Source organism: Pseudomonas sp. PDM01, from assembly GCF_014852325.1.
GTDB lineage: Bacteria > Pseudomonadota > Gammaproteobacteria > Pseudomonadales > Pseudomonadaceae > Aquipseudomonas > Aquipseudomonas migulae.
This window is the reverse complement of record NZ_JACVBK010000002.1, coordinates 636223-651194: the sequence shown is the minus strand read 5'-3', so window position 1 is coordinate 651194 and position 14972 is coordinate 636223. Positions and strand designations below refer to the sequence as shown.

General features: G+C 61.2%; 14 protein-coding genes. 4 read left to right on the top strand and 10 right to left on the bottom strand.

Going from position 1 to position 14972, the window contains the following annotated elements; translation table 11 throughout:
* Positions 1 to 23: 23 nt before the first annotated feature.
* The 3 genes from IB246_RS07545 to IB246_RS07535 all read left to right on the top strand — a co-directional run bounded on the left by IB246_RS07545 (position 24) and on the right by IB246_RS07535 (position 2117).
* Complete coding sequence (locus IB246_RS07545) at positions 24 to 1154, top strand: PepSY-associated TM helix domain-containing protein (RefSeq protein WP_008045147.1); 1131 nt, start codon at positions 24 to 26, stop codon at positions 1152 to 1154.
* Positions 1151 to 1330 (top strand): hypothetical protein, encoded by a 180-nt coding sequence (locus IB246_RS07540; RefSeq protein WP_008045153.1) that lies wholly within the window; start codon positions 1151 to 1153, stop codon positions 1328 to 1330. Before IB246_RS07545 ends, IB246_RS07540 begins: the two co-directional genes overlap by 4 nt.
* A gap of 157 nt (positions 1331 to 1487) precedes the next feature.
* Positions 1488 to 2117 (top strand): glutathione S-transferase, encoded by a 630-nt coding sequence (locus tag IB246_RS07535; protein WP_192230003.1) that lies wholly within the window; start codon positions 1488 to 1490, stop codon positions 2115 to 2117.
* 211 nt (positions 2118 to 2328) lie between these two features.
* Here IB246_RS07535 and creD read toward each other — a convergent pair whose 3' ends face one another.
* The 4 genes from creD to IB246_RS07515 all read right to left on the bottom strand — a co-directional run bounded on the left by creD (position 2329) and on the right by IB246_RS07515 (position 6562).
* Positions 2329 to 3699 (bottom strand): cell envelope integrity protein CreD, encoded by a 1371-nt coding sequence (gene creD / locus IB246_RS07530; RefSeq protein ID WP_008045155.1) that lies wholly within the window; start codon positions 3697 to 3699, stop codon positions 2329 to 2331.
* Positions 3700 to 3885: 186 nt separating this feature from the next.
* Positions 3886 to 5304: a two-component system sensor histidine kinase CreC gene (creC, locus tag IB246_RS07525; protein ID WP_008045156.1), complete on the bottom strand. Its 1419-nt coding sequence runs from the start codon at positions 5302 to 5304 to the stop codon at positions 3886 to 3888.
* On the bottom strand, positions 5304 to 5984 hold the full coding sequence (gene creB, locus IB246_RS07520) for a two-component system response regulator CreB (RefSeq protein ID WP_032832901.1): 681 nt from the start codon (positions 5982 to 5984) through the stop codon (positions 5304 to 5306). Before creB ends, creC begins: the two co-directional genes overlap by 1 nt.
* Before the next feature lie 74 nt (positions 5985 to 6058).
* Positions 6059 to 6562, bottom strand: coding sequence for an ATP-dependent zinc protease (locus IB246_RS07515; RefSeq protein WP_008045158.1), 504 nt, complete (start codon positions 6560 to 6562; stop codon positions 6059 to 6061).
* A 293-nt stretch (positions 6563 to 6855) separates the two neighbouring features.
* Here IB246_RS07515 and IB246_RS07510 point away from each other — a divergent pair, with 293 nt between their 5' ends.
* Entirely contained in the window at positions 6856 to 7743 is an 888-nt protein-coding gene (locus IB246_RS07510) for an acyltransferase (protein ID WP_192230001.1), read from the top strand.
* Position 7744: 1 nt separating this feature from the next.
* On the opposite strand, the gene IB246_RS07505 is transcribed toward IB246_RS07510, so the two are convergent.
* From IB246_RS07505 to IB246_RS07480, 6 genes are all read right to left on the bottom strand, one after another.
* Entirely contained in the window at positions 7745 to 8293 is a 549-nt protein-coding gene (locus IB246_RS07505) for a DUF2780 domain-containing protein (RefSeq protein WP_008045160.1), read from the bottom strand.
* A gap of 185 nt (positions 8294 to 8478) precedes the next feature.
* Positions 8479 to 9678 (bottom strand): formaldehyde dehydrogenase, glutathione-independent, encoded by a 1200-nt coding sequence (fdhA, locus tag IB246_RS07500; RefSeq protein ID WP_008035029.1) that lies wholly within the window; start codon positions 9676 to 9678, stop codon positions 8479 to 8481.
* A 197-nt stretch (positions 9679 to 9875) separates the two neighbouring features.
* A complete protein-coding gene (gene purU, locus IB246_RS07495; RefSeq protein ID WP_008035031.1) occupies positions 9876 to 10733 on the bottom strand; it encodes a formyltetrahydrofolate deformylase in 858 nt (285 codons plus the stop codon).
* Positions 10734 to 10849: 116 nt separating this feature from the next.
* Positions 10850 to 11482, bottom strand: a complete 633-nt coding sequence (locus IB246_RS07490) for a sarcosine oxidase subunit gamma (protein WP_008035033.1) — start codon at positions 11480 to 11482, stop codon at positions 10850 to 10852.
* A gap of 136 nt (positions 11483 to 11618) precedes the next feature.
* Positions 11619 to 14636, bottom strand: coding sequence for a sarcosine oxidase subunit alpha (locus IB246_RS07485; protein WP_008045161.1), 3018 nt, complete (start codon positions 14634 to 14636; stop codon positions 11619 to 11621).
* On the bottom strand, positions 14633 to 14962 hold the full coding sequence (locus IB246_RS07480; RefSeq protein ID WP_008035036.1) for a sarcosine oxidase subunit delta: 330 nt from the start codon (positions 14960 to 14962) through the stop codon (positions 14633 to 14635). Before IB246_RS07480 ends, IB246_RS07485 begins: the two co-directional genes overlap by 4 nt.
* Positions 14963 to 14972 lie beyond the last annotated feature (10 nt).

Genomic DNA, 14972 nt, shown 5'->3' with positions numbered 1-14972 from the left:
GCCCTTTTGCATTTGGATGGGTCATGAAAAGCAAAACCATTCGCCGCTGGTCCTTTGTCCACACCTGGACCAGCCTGATCTGCACGGTCTTCCTGCTGATGCTGGCACTGACTGGCCTGCCGTTGATCTTCCACCACGAAATCGACCACTTGCTGGGCGATGCCGCCGAGTTGCAGCAGCTGCCGGCCGACACCCCGCAGCTGAATCTGCAGCAGTTGGTGCAGGCCGCCCAAAAACATCGCCCCGGCGAGGTCATGCAGTATTTCGGCTTCGACGAAGACGAACCGAACGCCGCCATCGCGATCATGGCGGCCACTGCCGGCACCGAACCGAATTCGTCGCACACGTTCATGCTCGACGCCCGCACCGGTGAAGCGCTGGAGATGCCATCGGCCAACGGCGGCTTCATGATGGTCATGCTGCGCCTGCACGTGGACATGTTCGCCGGCCTGCCGGGCAAGCTGCTGCTGGCGTTCATGGGGATTCTGTTTGTAGTGGCTATCGTGTCCGGGACGGTGCTGTACCTGCCGTTCATGCGCCGGTTGAAATTCGCCACCGTACGCCAGGACAAATCCACGCGCCTGCGCTGGCTCGACCTGCATAACCTGATCGGCGTCGTCACCCTGACCTGGGCGCTGGTGGTCGGCGTCACCGGCGTCATCAGTGCCTGCGCCGACCTGCTGATCGCCGCGTGGCGCAATGACAGCCTGAGCGCGATGGTTGCACCGTATCGCGATGCGCCGGCGCTGACGCAACTCGCGCCTGCAACCCGCTTGCTCGACATCGCCAAAGAAGTCGCGCCCGGTATGCAGCCAGACTTCATCGCCTTCCCCGGCACGCGGTTTTCCAGTGAGCACCATTACGCGGTGTTCATGAAGGGCAGCACGCACCTGACCTCGCATCTGCTGACGCCGGTGCTGATCGACGCCAGCACCCTGCAAGTCACCGCCGTGGCCGAACGACCGTGGTACATGGACGCCATGGGCATGTCGCAGCCGTTGCACTTCGGCGATTACGGCGGCATGCCGATGAAAATCCTCTGGGCGACCCTCGATGTGCTGACCATCATCGTGCTCGGCAGCGGGGTTTACCTGTGGGTGGTGCGGCGCAAAGCGGCAAGGCCTGTATTGGAACAAGCGGAGGCCAACGCATGAAGCCGCGGCAGTCGAATTTCTGGAAGGTCTTCTCCACGCCCATTGTCATTGCACTGCTCAGTGCTGCCGGGTTATTCGCCGCGTTACTGGGTGATGGCGTGTGGGATGCGCTGAGCTGGCTGGGCCTGGGCATCCCGGCCGTCCTCGCCTTGCGCGGTCTCCTGCAACGCCGATAACCACACCAAACCTGTAGGAGCGAAGCTTGCTCGCGAAGGGATCGCCTCGGTCCTTCAGTCAGACCGAGGCGATCCCTTCGCGAGCAAGCTTCGCTCCTACAAGTTGTGTGATCCACGCGCTATGCTCCCGACACTGCAAACCGACCGAGATGCTGCCATGTCCGCACCGAACATGACCCTCTACCACAACCCGTTGTCGCCCTTCGTTCGCAAAGTCATGGTGCTGCTGCACGAGACCGGTCAGCAAGACCGCGTCGCCCTGCAAAACTGTGTGCTGACCCCGGTCGCCCCGGACCTGCCCCTGATCGATGACAACCCGCTGAGCAAAATCCCGGCCCTGCGCCTGGCCGACGGCAACGTCATCCATGACAGCCGGGTGATTCTCGACTACCTCGACCACCAACACGTCGGCAACCCGCTGATTCCTCGCGAAGGCTCCGCGCGCTGGCGTCGCCTGACCCTGGCCTCCCTGGCCGACGGGATCATGGACGCTGCGGTGCTGGTGCGTTACGAAGTCGCCCTGCGCGCCCCGGAAAAACACTGGGACGAATGGCTCGACGGCCAACGCGACAAGATCCGCCGCGCCTTGGCGCTGCTGGAAAAAGACGCGATTGCCGAGCTGACCAGCCATTTCGATGTGGCGGCGATCAGTGTGGCGTGTGCGTTGGGTTACGTGGATTTGCGCCATCCGGACCTGGGATGGCGCGAGGTGAATCCGAAGCTGGCGGACTGGTATTTTGAGGTGAGCCAGCGGCCTTCGATGGTGGCGACGATGCCGAAGGGCTAGATTTTCGCTGACTGTTCCGGCCTCTTCGCGAGCAAGCTCGCTCCTACATTTTGATTCGTGGTGTGCATATATTTTGTGTTCACTGGAGATCCACTGTGGGAGCGAGCCTGCTCGCGATGGCACCACACCGGATCTACCGGAAACAACCCAAAAATCAGCGTCGCCAAAACTTCCCCTTCCCGCTGATCCTCACGCAACCCCAACGACCGGCTCATTCCACCGCCCCGATATCGAATTCCAGCGGCTTGGCCGCCTTCTGCCCGATGCCGTACCAATCCAGCTTGCGGGTCAGCACCATGAACACGCCCAGTAACCCAAACAGCAACAACGACCCCATCAACAGCGCGTAATCCTCGGCGCTCAACAAGCCATAGAGCAGGCCATACAACGCCGCCAATCCTGCCGAAAAACTCAAGCCGTGGCGCACGCTGCGCAGCACGTGGCAGACATAGAAACCGATCAACAACACGCAGCCACTGGCCGACAACAGATACGCCAGGGCAAAACCGATGTGCTCGGACAATGACAGCAACAGCAGATAAAAGAACGCCAGCGCCACGCCCACCAACGCGTATTGCACCGGGTGCACCGCCAGGCTCTTCAGGACTTCGAAGAGGAAGAAACCGGCGAAGGTCAGGACGATGAACAGCAGTGCGTATTTGATCGCCCGGTCGCTTTTCAGGTACTGGTCCACCGGGTCGATGAAGCTCACGCCGAAGCTGCGGCCGCTGAACGCGTCACAGTCGCCGCCGGACACGCAACTGCTCAGCGCTTCTTGCAGGTTGGTGGAGAAAAACGAGGTCTGCCAATTCGCGGTAAAGCCCTGATCGGAGACTTCGCGTTGGGTCGGCAGGTAGTTACCGATGAAGCTCGGATGCGGCCAGTTGGCGGCCAGAGAGACTTTGCTGGTCTTGCCCACCGGGAGAACCTGCAACTGGCCGGTGCCTTGCAAACGCAGGTCGAAACCGAAGGCCAGTTCCGTGGCCTGACGTGGGTCAAGCGCCGGCAGCGTCACGTGCACACCTTCGCCCAACCAGCCCACCTGACTGCCGGGGATGAAGTCCAGGCGCTGGTCATTGAGCTCCAGTTTCAATGCATTCTCGATGCCGCGAATGTCGCTGATCCCGACGGCGAGGAACGGCTGATCGAACTGGTAATCGGCGAAGTCTTCCTTGATGCCCAGTTGCGCCGGCACCGAGAAGTGTCCGCTGATGCGGTTGTCGGCGTGGAACAGCCGCGCCTCGTAGATGCCCCGCGAACGCAGCTCGGTCTGGACCTGCCCGTCGAGTTCGAAACGCTCCGGCAGGAAGTACAAACGGCCGCGCTCTTCGCCGATGTCCTGGTAACGCTCGTTGGTTTTTTCGTTGAGCTTCCAGGTGCGCACCACTTTGCGATAAGGCACCACCATCAGCGGCCCGCTCAGGCGCTGGCTGTAGCTGGAACTGCGCGCGATGTCTTCGAGCACACCGTCGCGCAGTTCCTGACGCTCCTGAATCACGCCGTTGATCATCAGCAACGGGATCAGCAACAACAGAATCAGCAGGGCAATGGCCCCGAGTTTTATGGTCAGATTTCGGTTCATGGGACTCTCCCTGTTTGGATGGGGAGAGTCTGGGATGGGTATGTGGGGGTTTTGTGGGGGGAGTATGGAGATTATGTGGAGACTGGGCCGTCCCCATCGCCGGCAAGCCGGTCTCGTTCCCACAGGTTCAACGCAAGTCCATGTGGGAGCGAGACCGGCTTGCCGGCGATTGGCCGCGACTCGGTTTTATGCCAGCCGCAACGTCACTTCAACACCACCCTCGACATTGCCAATGCTCAATGTCCCGCCATGCAGCTTCACCACTTCCTCTACAAAATTGAGCCCCAACCCTGTGCTCTTGCGCCCACTGTCCGGACGCGGCAACGAGTAGAAGCGCTCACTCAATCGCGGCAACGCGTATTCGGGAATCGCTTCGGCCTGATTGAACAGTTTGAATTCAATCTGTTCGCCAATACGCTCGGCGCTGAATCGCAGCACGCCATTCACCGGCGTGAAATCCAGCGCATTTTCCAGCAGATTACCCAGCGCCTGACGCAACAGAAAGGGTTCACCGGTCAACGCCAGATCCCCTGGAATCGCCTGCTCCACGCTTAACCGTTTGCCTTCGATGCGCCCGGCCTGAGCACTCAGCAGCTCATCGACCAAACCCGCCAACGGCACGGCCACCCGCTCTTCCAAGCCTTGGCGCTGCTCAACCTGCGCCAGGTTCAGCAACCGTTCGATCAACTGCTGCATCCGCACGCTTTCGCTGTCGATGTTGCTGACGAAACGCTGCCGTTGCGCCAACGGCATCTCCCCTTGCAGCAATTCCGCCGCACCACGAATCGCCGCCAGCGGGCTTTTCAATTCATGGGTCAATGTGTGCACGTAACGCTCGACGTAGGCCTTGCCTTCGAGCTGCGTGCGCATCTGTTCCACAGCAGTCGCCAGTTGCTCCAGCTCGCCACCGCGATAGTGTGGAACCTCGACTCGCCGGCCTTCACTCACGGCTTTCGCATAAGCGGTCAAGCGCCGCAATGCCGCGCTCAGCCACCACGACAGCAACGCGCCAAACAGCAAGCCGAGGCCGATCAGCCCGGCGCCATACGCAAGCAATCGGCGCTCGGTGCGATCGACGTAAGGCTGCAACGAGCTGTTAGGTTTGGCCACGGTGACCACGCCGATGATCCGACCGTTGTCGCGGATCGGTGCGCCAACGTGCATCACCGAAGAGCTGGCATCGTTCGGATCGCTGCGACTGGAGCGGGCGCCGTATTCACCGCGCAAGGTCAGCAGAACATCGTTCCAGCGCGAGTAATCCTGACCCACAGCCACACCGCTGGAATCCAGCACCACGATGCCCTTGGCGTCGGTGACGTAGATGCGGTGGTTGACCTGATTTTTCGGCAACCCCCAGATGCTCGCCTTCGGTTGCCGCTCGCCATAGGCCTTGAGCAATTCGGGCCAGCGGTTCTGATTGAGCGTGCCGGCCTTGAAATCATCGCGCAGGATTTCGGCCATCAGGTTGGCGGTATCGACCAGGGTCTCTTCGGTGGACTGACGCACACCGGGGCGGATTTCCTCCATCACGGTGTTGAGCACGAAGTAACCGGTCAGGCCGATGAACAGCACATAGACCAGGAATATCCGGATCCCCAAGGGCATCAGCTGTGCCCCGGACTGTAGCTGTAACCGAGGCCGCGATGGGTCTGGATCGGTTCGGCATCAGCCTTCACCAGACGCAATTTGGCGCGCACGCTCTTGATGTGGCTGTCGATGCTGCGCTCATACCCGGCGTCGGCGGCGACGCCCAGCGCATCGAGCAACTGCTCGCGGCTGAACACGCGTTCGGGTTGTTCCAACAGGCATTGCAGCAGACGGAATTCGTGGCGGGTGAGGCTCAGCAACTGGCCGCGATAGCAGATCTGTACCCGCTCGCTGTCGATGCGAAACAGCGCAGAGCCAGCGTCGGCCACAGCACGCGGCGCCATGCGCTTGAGGATGGCCCGCACGCGTGCGGCCACTTCCCGTGGGCTGAACGGCTTGACCACATAATCGTCGGCACCGATTTCCAGGCCCACGACACGGTCGATTTCCGCATCACGCGCGCTGAGGAAAATCACCGGCACTTCACTGAAACGGCGCAGTTGCTTGCAGGTTTCGAAGCCGCTGATATCCGGCAGGCCGATGTCGAGAATGATCAGGTCGGCCGGCGTCTGCCGCTGATGGTCCAGCGCGGCGGCGCCAAGGCTCAGCCACGTCGTGGTGAACCCTTCGCCCTGCAAGGCGAAAATCAGGGTGTCGGCAATCGCCGCTTCGTCTTCGACAATCAGGATATGAGGCATGGCGTCCGAGCCCGGCAGTTGAGTGGGCGAACGGTGCCCCATGCCTCACGTCACGTCAATGAGACCACTTGAAATCAGCAGTCGGGCTTGTCCGCCGTAAAACGTCGCGCCGGGTTCACGGCCGCGCCGAATTCACGCAGGGCTTTGGCGCCGATCAGCAGCGGGTAGTTGAAGCTGCTGCGGTCGGTGAGGTTGACCTCGACCGTGCGCTTGACGTTGCCCAGGCACAGTTCCAGATCGACCACCGGGCGCTTGGTGGGCGCCGCGACATCTTCATCCTCGTCCTCTTCGGAGCGGGTCTTGATCTTGCTGATCCGCGCGACCTTGTGTTCGTAGACCTTGTTGCTCGCGTCTTTGGTGGCGAGACGGAAGCGCACCCATTCTTCGCCGTCGCGGGTGAAGGTTTCGATGTCCTTGGCCGACAGCGAGGCGGTCAGGGCGCCGGTGTCCATTTTGGCCTTGAGCACTTCACCGCCGATTTCCGGCAGCGCAATGTATTCGTAGCGCCCGTACAGGGTCGGCTCGGCGGCCAGGACCGGCAGGGCCACGAGGGAAAGCAATGCGAGGAGGGATTTCACGTAAGGGGCATCCTGGGAAAGTGGGCAGCGGAATTTTAGACCGTCAGTGAGCAATTCGTTCGTTCTTGAGATCGCTTCGCGGGCAAGCCTCGCTCCTACAGGTTTTGCGTGGTGCCGCACATCGCGGGAACACACCCAATCCTGTAGGAGCGAGGCTTGCCCGCGAAGAGGCCGGAATGATCACCACAGCCCCAGCATACTCACGCGAGCGTGAAACATTCGTTCCCCTCCGATTTGGCCTGTCGCCCGAAGCTGCTTATCATGGCGCGCCCAAACGCTTTCAAGAGTTACTTATGCGCCGCCTGCTCACCGGCTGTTTCGTTACCCTGCTGCTGTTGCTCAACACCCTGGTCCTGTTCGGGCCGCTGATGGTGTTTGCCCTGCTCAAACTGGTCCTGCCCGGCCGCTTGCGTGATTACGCATCAGCGGCCGTGATGTGGATCGCCGAGACCTGGGCCGAGATCGACAAGCTGATCTTCCGTCTGTGCATCCCCACGCAATGGGACGTGCGAGGCGGCGATGACCTGCGGGTCGACACGTCGTACCTGGTGATCAGCAACCACCAAACCTGGGTGGACATTCCGGCACTGATCCAGACCCTCAACCGGCGCACGCCGTTCTTCAAGTTCTTCCTCAAGAAAGAACTGATCTGGGTGTCCCTCCTGGGCCTGGCGTGGTGGGCGCTGGATTACCCGTTCATGAAGCGTTACACCAAGGCGTTTCTGGCGAAGAACCCGACGCTTGCCGGCAAGGACCTGGAGATCACCAAAGCGGCGTGCGAACTGTACAAGCGCCAGCCCGTGACGGTGGTCAATTACCTGGAAGGCACCCGGTTCACGGCGGCGAAAAGCACTCAGCAGCAGTCACCGTTCACCCATTTGCTCAAGCCCAAGGCTGGCGGCGTGGCGTTTGTGCTGGCGGCAATGGGTGAACAGCTGGACGCCATTCTCGATGTGACGGTGGTGTATCCGCAGCAGAAGATTCCGGGGTTTTGGGATTTGATCAGCGGCAACGTGCCGAGGGTCATCATTGACATCAAGACCCGCGAACTCGACCCCGCGTTGTGGCAGGGCGATTACGAGAACGATCCGGTGTTTCGCGAAACGGTCCAGAACTGGGTCAACCAGCTCTGGATCGAGAAGGACCGGCGCATCGACGCCTTGCGCGCCGAGCGCCACTGAATCAGGTGCCGGCGCCCCAGATCCCGCCCAGGTTCTGCAGCAGCGAACCGGCGACGCCCTGCTGACCGAGGTATTGCAGAATCAGCGGGGCAAACTGACCGATCATGCCGCTTTCCATGCCCAATGCGCTGAACGCATTGTTAAGGTCGTTGGTGTCCTTGACGTTGCCCAAGACATTGTCCAGCCCGGCCACCTTGCCGGACGAACCGAGCAAACCGGCGATGGCCCCCAGTTCACCGCCGCCGGACAGCATGTCGATGCCCGGTACGCTTTGGGCCAGTTCCGAATAGTCGGTTGAACTCAATTGATTCTTCGCCAGGCCGAGCATCGCTCCGGTACCGCCAAGCAATTGTTGTGGCGTCAGGTTCAACTCGCTGAGCGCCCCCAGCAGATCGGCTGTTTCAGCAGTCGGCGCTGCCGCTGTGGCGGCGTTATCGTCCTTCATGCCGGAAATGGCACTGGCTGCATCGCTCAAGCTGAACTGAGCGAAGACCGGACTGGCCACCAGAGTCATGAGCGATGCCAGTACAAAACCACGTGAAAACTTCATCCAGACATCCTCTTGCGCCATGAAAACCGCCCGGCAATGGGCGGGAAAACCTGCCGATTTGACTCGGCTTCTGCCGGCATGTTCCTCAGCGCTACGCCCATTTTGAGCCCGTTCGTCACTGGACAGATGGATGGCTCAAACAAAAACGGCGACCCGAGGGTCGCCGTTTTGCATTGCGTGAAGCCTTAAGCCGCGCTGAACAGTTTGTGTGGATCGATCACAAACTTCTTCGGCACGCCTGCATCGAACTCACCGTAGCCCTGAGGTGCTTGATCCAGGCTGATCACCTGAACGCCCACCACTTCGGCGATGTTGATGCGGTCCCACATGATCGCCTGCATCAGCTGGCGGTTGTACTTCATCACCGGAGTCTGGCCGGTGTGGAAGCTGTGGGATTTGGCCCAGCCCAGACCGAAGCGAATGCTCAGGCTGCCCATTTTCGCGGCCGCGTCCACGGCACCCGGGTCTTCAGTCACGTACAGGCCTGGGATACCGATTTTGCCGGCTACCCGAACCACGCCCATCAGCGAGTTGAGCACGGTGGCCGGAGCCTCGTGCTTCACGCCGTCATGCCCATGACCGCGCGCTTCGAAGCCCACGGCGTCGATGGCGCAATCCACTTCTGGCTCACCCAGCAATGCGGCGATTTGTTCGTGCAGTGGGGTGTCCAGGGACAGGTCGGCAATTTCAAAGCCCTGCGCCTTGGCGTGCGCCAGGCGAACGGTGTTGACGTCACCGACGATGACCACTGCCGCACCCAGCAGGCGAGCGGAAGCGGCAGCCGCCAGACCAACCGGACCGGCACCGGCGATGTACACCGTGCTGCCTGGGCCAACGCCGGCAGTCACTGCGCCGTGGTAACCGGTCGGCAGGATGTCGGAGAGGCAGGTCAGGTCGCGGATTTTTTCCATCGCGCGATCGCGGTCAGGCAGTTTCAGCAGGTTGAAGTCAGCGTACGGCACCATTGCGTACTCAGCCTGGCCGCCGGTCCAGTCGCCCATGTCGACGTAACCGTAAGCACCGCCCGGACGTGCCGGGTTAACGCTGAGGCAGACGCCGGTGTGCATTTCCTTGCAGGAACGGCAGCGCCCGCAAGCCACGTTGAACGGAACGGACACCAGGTCGCCGATTTGCAGGTTCTCGACGTCGCTGCCCTTCTCGATCACTTCACCGGTGATTTCGTGACCCAGTACCAGACCGGTTTGAGCGGTGGTACGACCGCGCACCATGTGCTGGTCGGAACCACAGATGTTGGTGGAAACCACGCGCAGGATCACGGCGTGGTTGATCTTCCTGCCACGCGGGTCCTGCATTTTCGGATAGTCGATTTTCTGTACTTCGACCTTGCCAGCGCCGAGATACACCACACCACGATTGCCAGACATGCTTTCACCTCGCTGTTGTTTTTATGTAATAGCCGCGTCGCCCAGGATCGGCGGCGCGTTGATTGCTCGGGTTATTGCCTGTGTGTCTTGTGTTGTTTGTTATGGCCCCTTCGCGGGCAAGTCGGGATGCCGCACCACTCGCTCCTACAAGGGCAACTCGCTCACCTGTAGGAGCGAGGCTTGCCCGCGAAGGCGATCTAAAGAACGACGGTGCGATTGGCGTTCAAAAACACCCTTCTTTCGATGTGATACCCAACCGCCCGCGCCAACGTCAGCCCCTCGATATCCCGCCCCTTGGCGATCAAATCTTCCGGGTAATGACTGTGGTCCACCACCTCCACGCCCTGGGCGATGATCGGGCCTTCGTCCAGGTCGTTGTTGATGTAATGCGCCGTGGCGCCGACCAGTTTCACGCCCTTGTTATAGGCCTGGTGATACGGCTTGGCGCCTTTGAAACCGGGCAGCAGGGAGTGGTGGATATTGATCGCCTTGCCATCGAGTTTGCGGCACAGCTCCGGCGACAACACCTGCATGTAGCGCGCAAGGATCACCAGCTCGGCACCGGATTCTTCGATCACCTGCAACACCTGGCGCTCTTGCGACGGCTTGTCGTTCGGGTCAAGCGGGAAGTGGTAGTACGGAATCTGGTGCCAGTCGGCCAACGGCTTGAGGTCCGGGTGGTTGGAAACCACGGCGGCGACGTCCATCGACAACTGGCCGATGCGTTGGCGGTAGAGCAAATCGTTGAGGCAGTGATCGGCCTTGGAGACCATGATCACCACTTTCGGGCGGTGATGCGGCGGGGTCAGCTCGAAGATCATGCCGAACGCCTGGCCACGCTCCTCCAGCCCTGCGCGGAAGGCTTGTTCGTCGAAGCCGTCAGGTTGACGGAATTCCACGCGAATGAAGAAACGACCCGAGAGCCGGTCATCGAACGAATGGTGCTCGGTGACGTAGCAGCCCTGCTCGAACAGAAAGCGGGTCACCGCGTCCACGGTGCCGAGGACGCTTGGGCAGTCGGCGGTCAGAATCCATGTGTCTGGGGCGCGGCTCATAGTGCGGTGACTCCTGTTGTTATGGGCAACCGCTGCGCGGTTGATCGCCGGCAAGCCGGCTCCTACATTTGGAATGCATCTCCCTGTAGGAGCGAGGCTTGCCCGCGAAGGCAATCTCAGGCCTGAACGCTAAGCCCGTACTCGGCCGCCGCATCCTGCAACCACAACCACCAGTAATCCGAGAAGCTGCGACGGATCAGCAGTTCCCAGGTGTCTTCGGCGGTGTGGCGGATCACCAGTTGCGATTTGGCAAACACGGTGCCGACAGCCTTGCCGACCGGGAAGCTGTTGGGGTGTACGTCGTAGCTGGTGGACTTCATCAGCACCTGGCGCACGTTCGGACCGCTCAGTTCGAGGATCTGCTGGCCACCGCTGACGTTGACGATCTGGATGTGCAGGTCGCCCAGCGCTTCACGGAGTTTTTTCTCGGCGGCAAATTCTTCGCCGGTCGGCACGATCAGCAAATACTCATCCGGCCCCATCCATTGCAGGCTGGTTTCGCCCTTGACGATGACGGTCAGCGCGCTCGGCAATTCGATGCCCAGGGCCTTGTGCACGCCAGCGGCGAACGCGGCATCGTGGCCATCGCCACGGATGGTCAGGTGGCCGAGGAGTTTTTTCTCACGCACGATCACGCCGGCGTTTTTGCGGCCCTTGCCGACCAGGCTGGCGAGGTCGGCATGATGCAGCGACGACTCGGCCTTGGCCCCGGTGGTTGGGCGTTGTTGGTAAACATTGGCTGCGGTCATAAAGCACCTGTTCCTGAAGTTCTTGCATCTCACCTGTGGGAGCGAGGCTTGCCCGCGAAGGCATCGACTCGGTTTTACTGAGGCACCGCGTCATCGTTCTTCGCGGGCAAGCCTCGCTCCTACAGGGGCTGTGGTGTCAGATGTTCTGGCGATCGCCTTTCGGATCGAAGAACACCGAAGAAACGATTTCCGCCTCGATCACGCTGCCGTCGGCCAGCGGAGCGAATACGCGCTCGCCGATCCGCTTCAAGCCGCCCTTGACCACGCCCATGGCAAACGAATAGCCGAGGGAGTTGTGCAGGTAGCTGGAGGTGACGTGACCGACCATCGTCATCGGGATCGTCTGCTTGGTGTTGAACACCAGTTGCGCACCTTCCGGCAGCCATTTGGTCGGATCGATCGGCTTCAGGCCCACCAGTTGTTTACGTTGATCACGCACGCAGTCTTCACGGTTCATGCCACGCCAGCCGATCCACGAGAACGGTTTGGTGCGACCGACACACCAGCCCATGTTCAGGTCGTCCGGGGTCATCGAGCTGTCAGTGTCCTGACCGACGATGATGAAGCCCTTCTCCGCACGCAGGATGTGCATGGTTTCGGTGCCGTACGGCGTCAGGTTGTACTGCTTGCCGGCCTCAGCGATTTTTTCGAGCACGCCCATGGCGTAGTCGGCTTGCACGTTGACTTCGTACGACAGCTCACCGGTAAACGAGATCCGGAACACCCGCGCCGGTACACCGCCGACCAGACCTTCTTTCCAGGTCATGAACGGGAAGGCTTCGTTGCTCAGGTCGATGTCGGTGACTTCGCTGAGCAGCTTGCGGCTGTTCGGCCCGGACAAGGTCATGGTTGCCCAGTGATCCGTCACGGAAGTGAAGTACACCTTCAGCTCTGGCCATTCGGTCTGTGAGTAGATTTCCAGCCATTGCAGCACGCGTGCAGCGCCGCCGGTGGTGGTGGTCATCACGAAATGGTTGTCGGCGAGGCAAGCGGTGACGCCGTCGTCGAAGACCATGCCGTCTTCTTTGCACATCAGGCCATAACGCGCCTTGCCCACGTCGAGCTTGGTCCAGGCGTTGGTGTAGACGCGGTTGAGGAACTCACGCGCATCCGGGCCTTGAATGTCGATCTTGCCGAGGGTCGACGCATCCAGCAGGCCGACGCTGTCGCGCACGGCTTTGCATTCGCGTTTCACGGCGGCGTGAATGTCTTCACCGTTTTTCGGGAAGTACCAAGGACGTTTCCACTGACCGACGTCTTCGAATTCGGCGCCGTTCTTCACATGCCAGTGATGCAGCGCAGTGAAGCGTACAGGTTCGAAGATGTGCCCACAGTGACGGCCGGCCACGGCGCCGAAAGTCACCGGCGTGTAGTTCGGACGGAACATGGTGGTGCCCATCTGCGGGATGGTCACGTTCAGCGAACGGGCGGCGATGGCCAGGCCGTTGACGTTGCCGAGCTTGCCCTGGTCAGTGCCGAAGCCCAGTGCGGTGTAGCGTTTGACGTGCTCGACCGACTCGAAGCCCTCGCGGGTCGCCAGTTCAATGGCGGCGGCGGTGACGTCGTTTTGCAAGTCGACGAATTGCTTCGGCGCACGTGCGGTGTTCTTTTCGTGCGGCACCTGGAACAGTGCCAACGTAGGCTCTTCCAGGCGGCTCAGGGCTTTCGGCAAGGAGCCTTCGACCACACTGAAACCGGCTTCGCTGGCTGCGCGAGCGCCGCCTTCAAAACCGTCGGCCAGCGAATCGCCGAGGCCGTAGACGCCGTTGATGCCACCGACGCACACGCGTTTCTGCGGTGCTTCGCCCGGTACGAAACCGAGGATGTCTTCACGCCAGATTGGCTTGCCACCCAAGTGCGAAGCCAGGTGAACCACCGGGCTGTAACCGCCGGAACTGGCAACCAGGTCGCATTCGAGCCACTCGCCAGGGCTGGTCACGGCGTGGGCTTTGACGTCGATCGCGGCAACGCGAGCGGCGGTCACGTGCTTGCTGCCACGGGTCTCGATCACGGCGCTGCCGGTCAGGATGCGAATGCCTTTGGCACGGGCTTCTTCAACCAGTGCACCACGCGGGTTGCTGCGGGCGTCGGCGATGGCCACCACTTGCAGACTGGCGTCGAGCCAATCCAGTGCAACGCGGTAGGCGTGATCGTTGTTGGTCGACAGCACCAGTTTTTTACCCGGTGCCACGCCGTAGCGACGGACGTAAGTCGACACAGCGCCGGCGAGCATGTTGCCCGGCACGTCGTTGTTGCCGTAGACCAGTGGACGCTCGTGAGCGCCGGTCGCCAGGACTACGCGCTTTGCGCGAACCCGGTGGATGCGCTGACGCACCTGGCCAATCGGGGCGCGGTCACCGAGGTGATCGGTCAGGCGCTCGTGAATGGTCAGGAAGTTATGGTCGTGGTAGCCGTTGACCGTGGCGCGCGGCAACAGCAGCACGTCCGGGGTGTTCTTCAGTTCGTCGAGGACACTGGCGACCCATTCCACGGCAGGTTTGCCGTCGAGGCTTTCGCGGGAGTCGAGCAGGCTGCCGCCGAACTCTTCCTGCTCATCGGCCAGAATGACGCGAGCACCGCTGCGAGCGGCTGCCAAAGCAGCGGCCAGGCCAGCCGGGCCACCGCCGACGATCAGCACGTCGCAGTGCTGGTTCATGTAGTCGTAGGTGTCCGGATCGTTCTCGGTCGGCGAGCGGCCAAGACCGGCAGCCTTACGAATGTACTTCTCGTAAGTCATCCAGAACGATTGCGGGTACATGAAGGTTTTGTAGTAGAAGCCCGGTGGCATCAGCTTGCCGCCGACCTTGCCGAGAATCCCCATCATGTCGTTGTTCACGCTCGGCCAGCCGTTGGTGCTGGTGGCGACCAGGCCCTGATACAGCGCTTGTTGCGTGGCGCGGACGTTCGGAATCTGCGTGGCTTCGGTCGCGCCGATCTGCAGCACGGCGTTCGGTTCTTCGGCACCGGCGGCGAAGATGCCGCGCGGACGGGAATACTTGAAGCTGCGACCGATGATGTCGACGCCGTTGGCCAGCAGTGCAGCGGCCAGGGAATCGCCTTCAAAGCCTTTGTAGGTCTGGCCGTTGAAGGTGAAGCTCAGCACTTTGTTGCGGTCGATCCGTCCGCCGTTGGACAGGCGATTGATCTGGCTCATACCTTCTCTCCCAGAGCCGTCGTAGCCGCTTTCGAGCTATCGGTCTTGTCGGTGAATTGTGGCTTGGTGCCGATCTTGTAAGTCTCGAGAATCTCGTAGGTCACGGTGTCGCGGGTGACGTTGAAGTACTGACGGCAACCGGCAACGTGATCCCACAGCTCGTGGTGCAGACCGCGAGGGTTATCGCGGAAGAACATGTAGTCGCCCCACTCCTCGTCGGTGCAGGTGTTCGGATCCAGTGGACGCGGGATGTGCGCCTGGCCGGATGCGTGGAATTCCTCTTCAGAGCGCAGCTCGCCGCAGTGAGGACAGAAGATATGCAACATGGGGATTTCT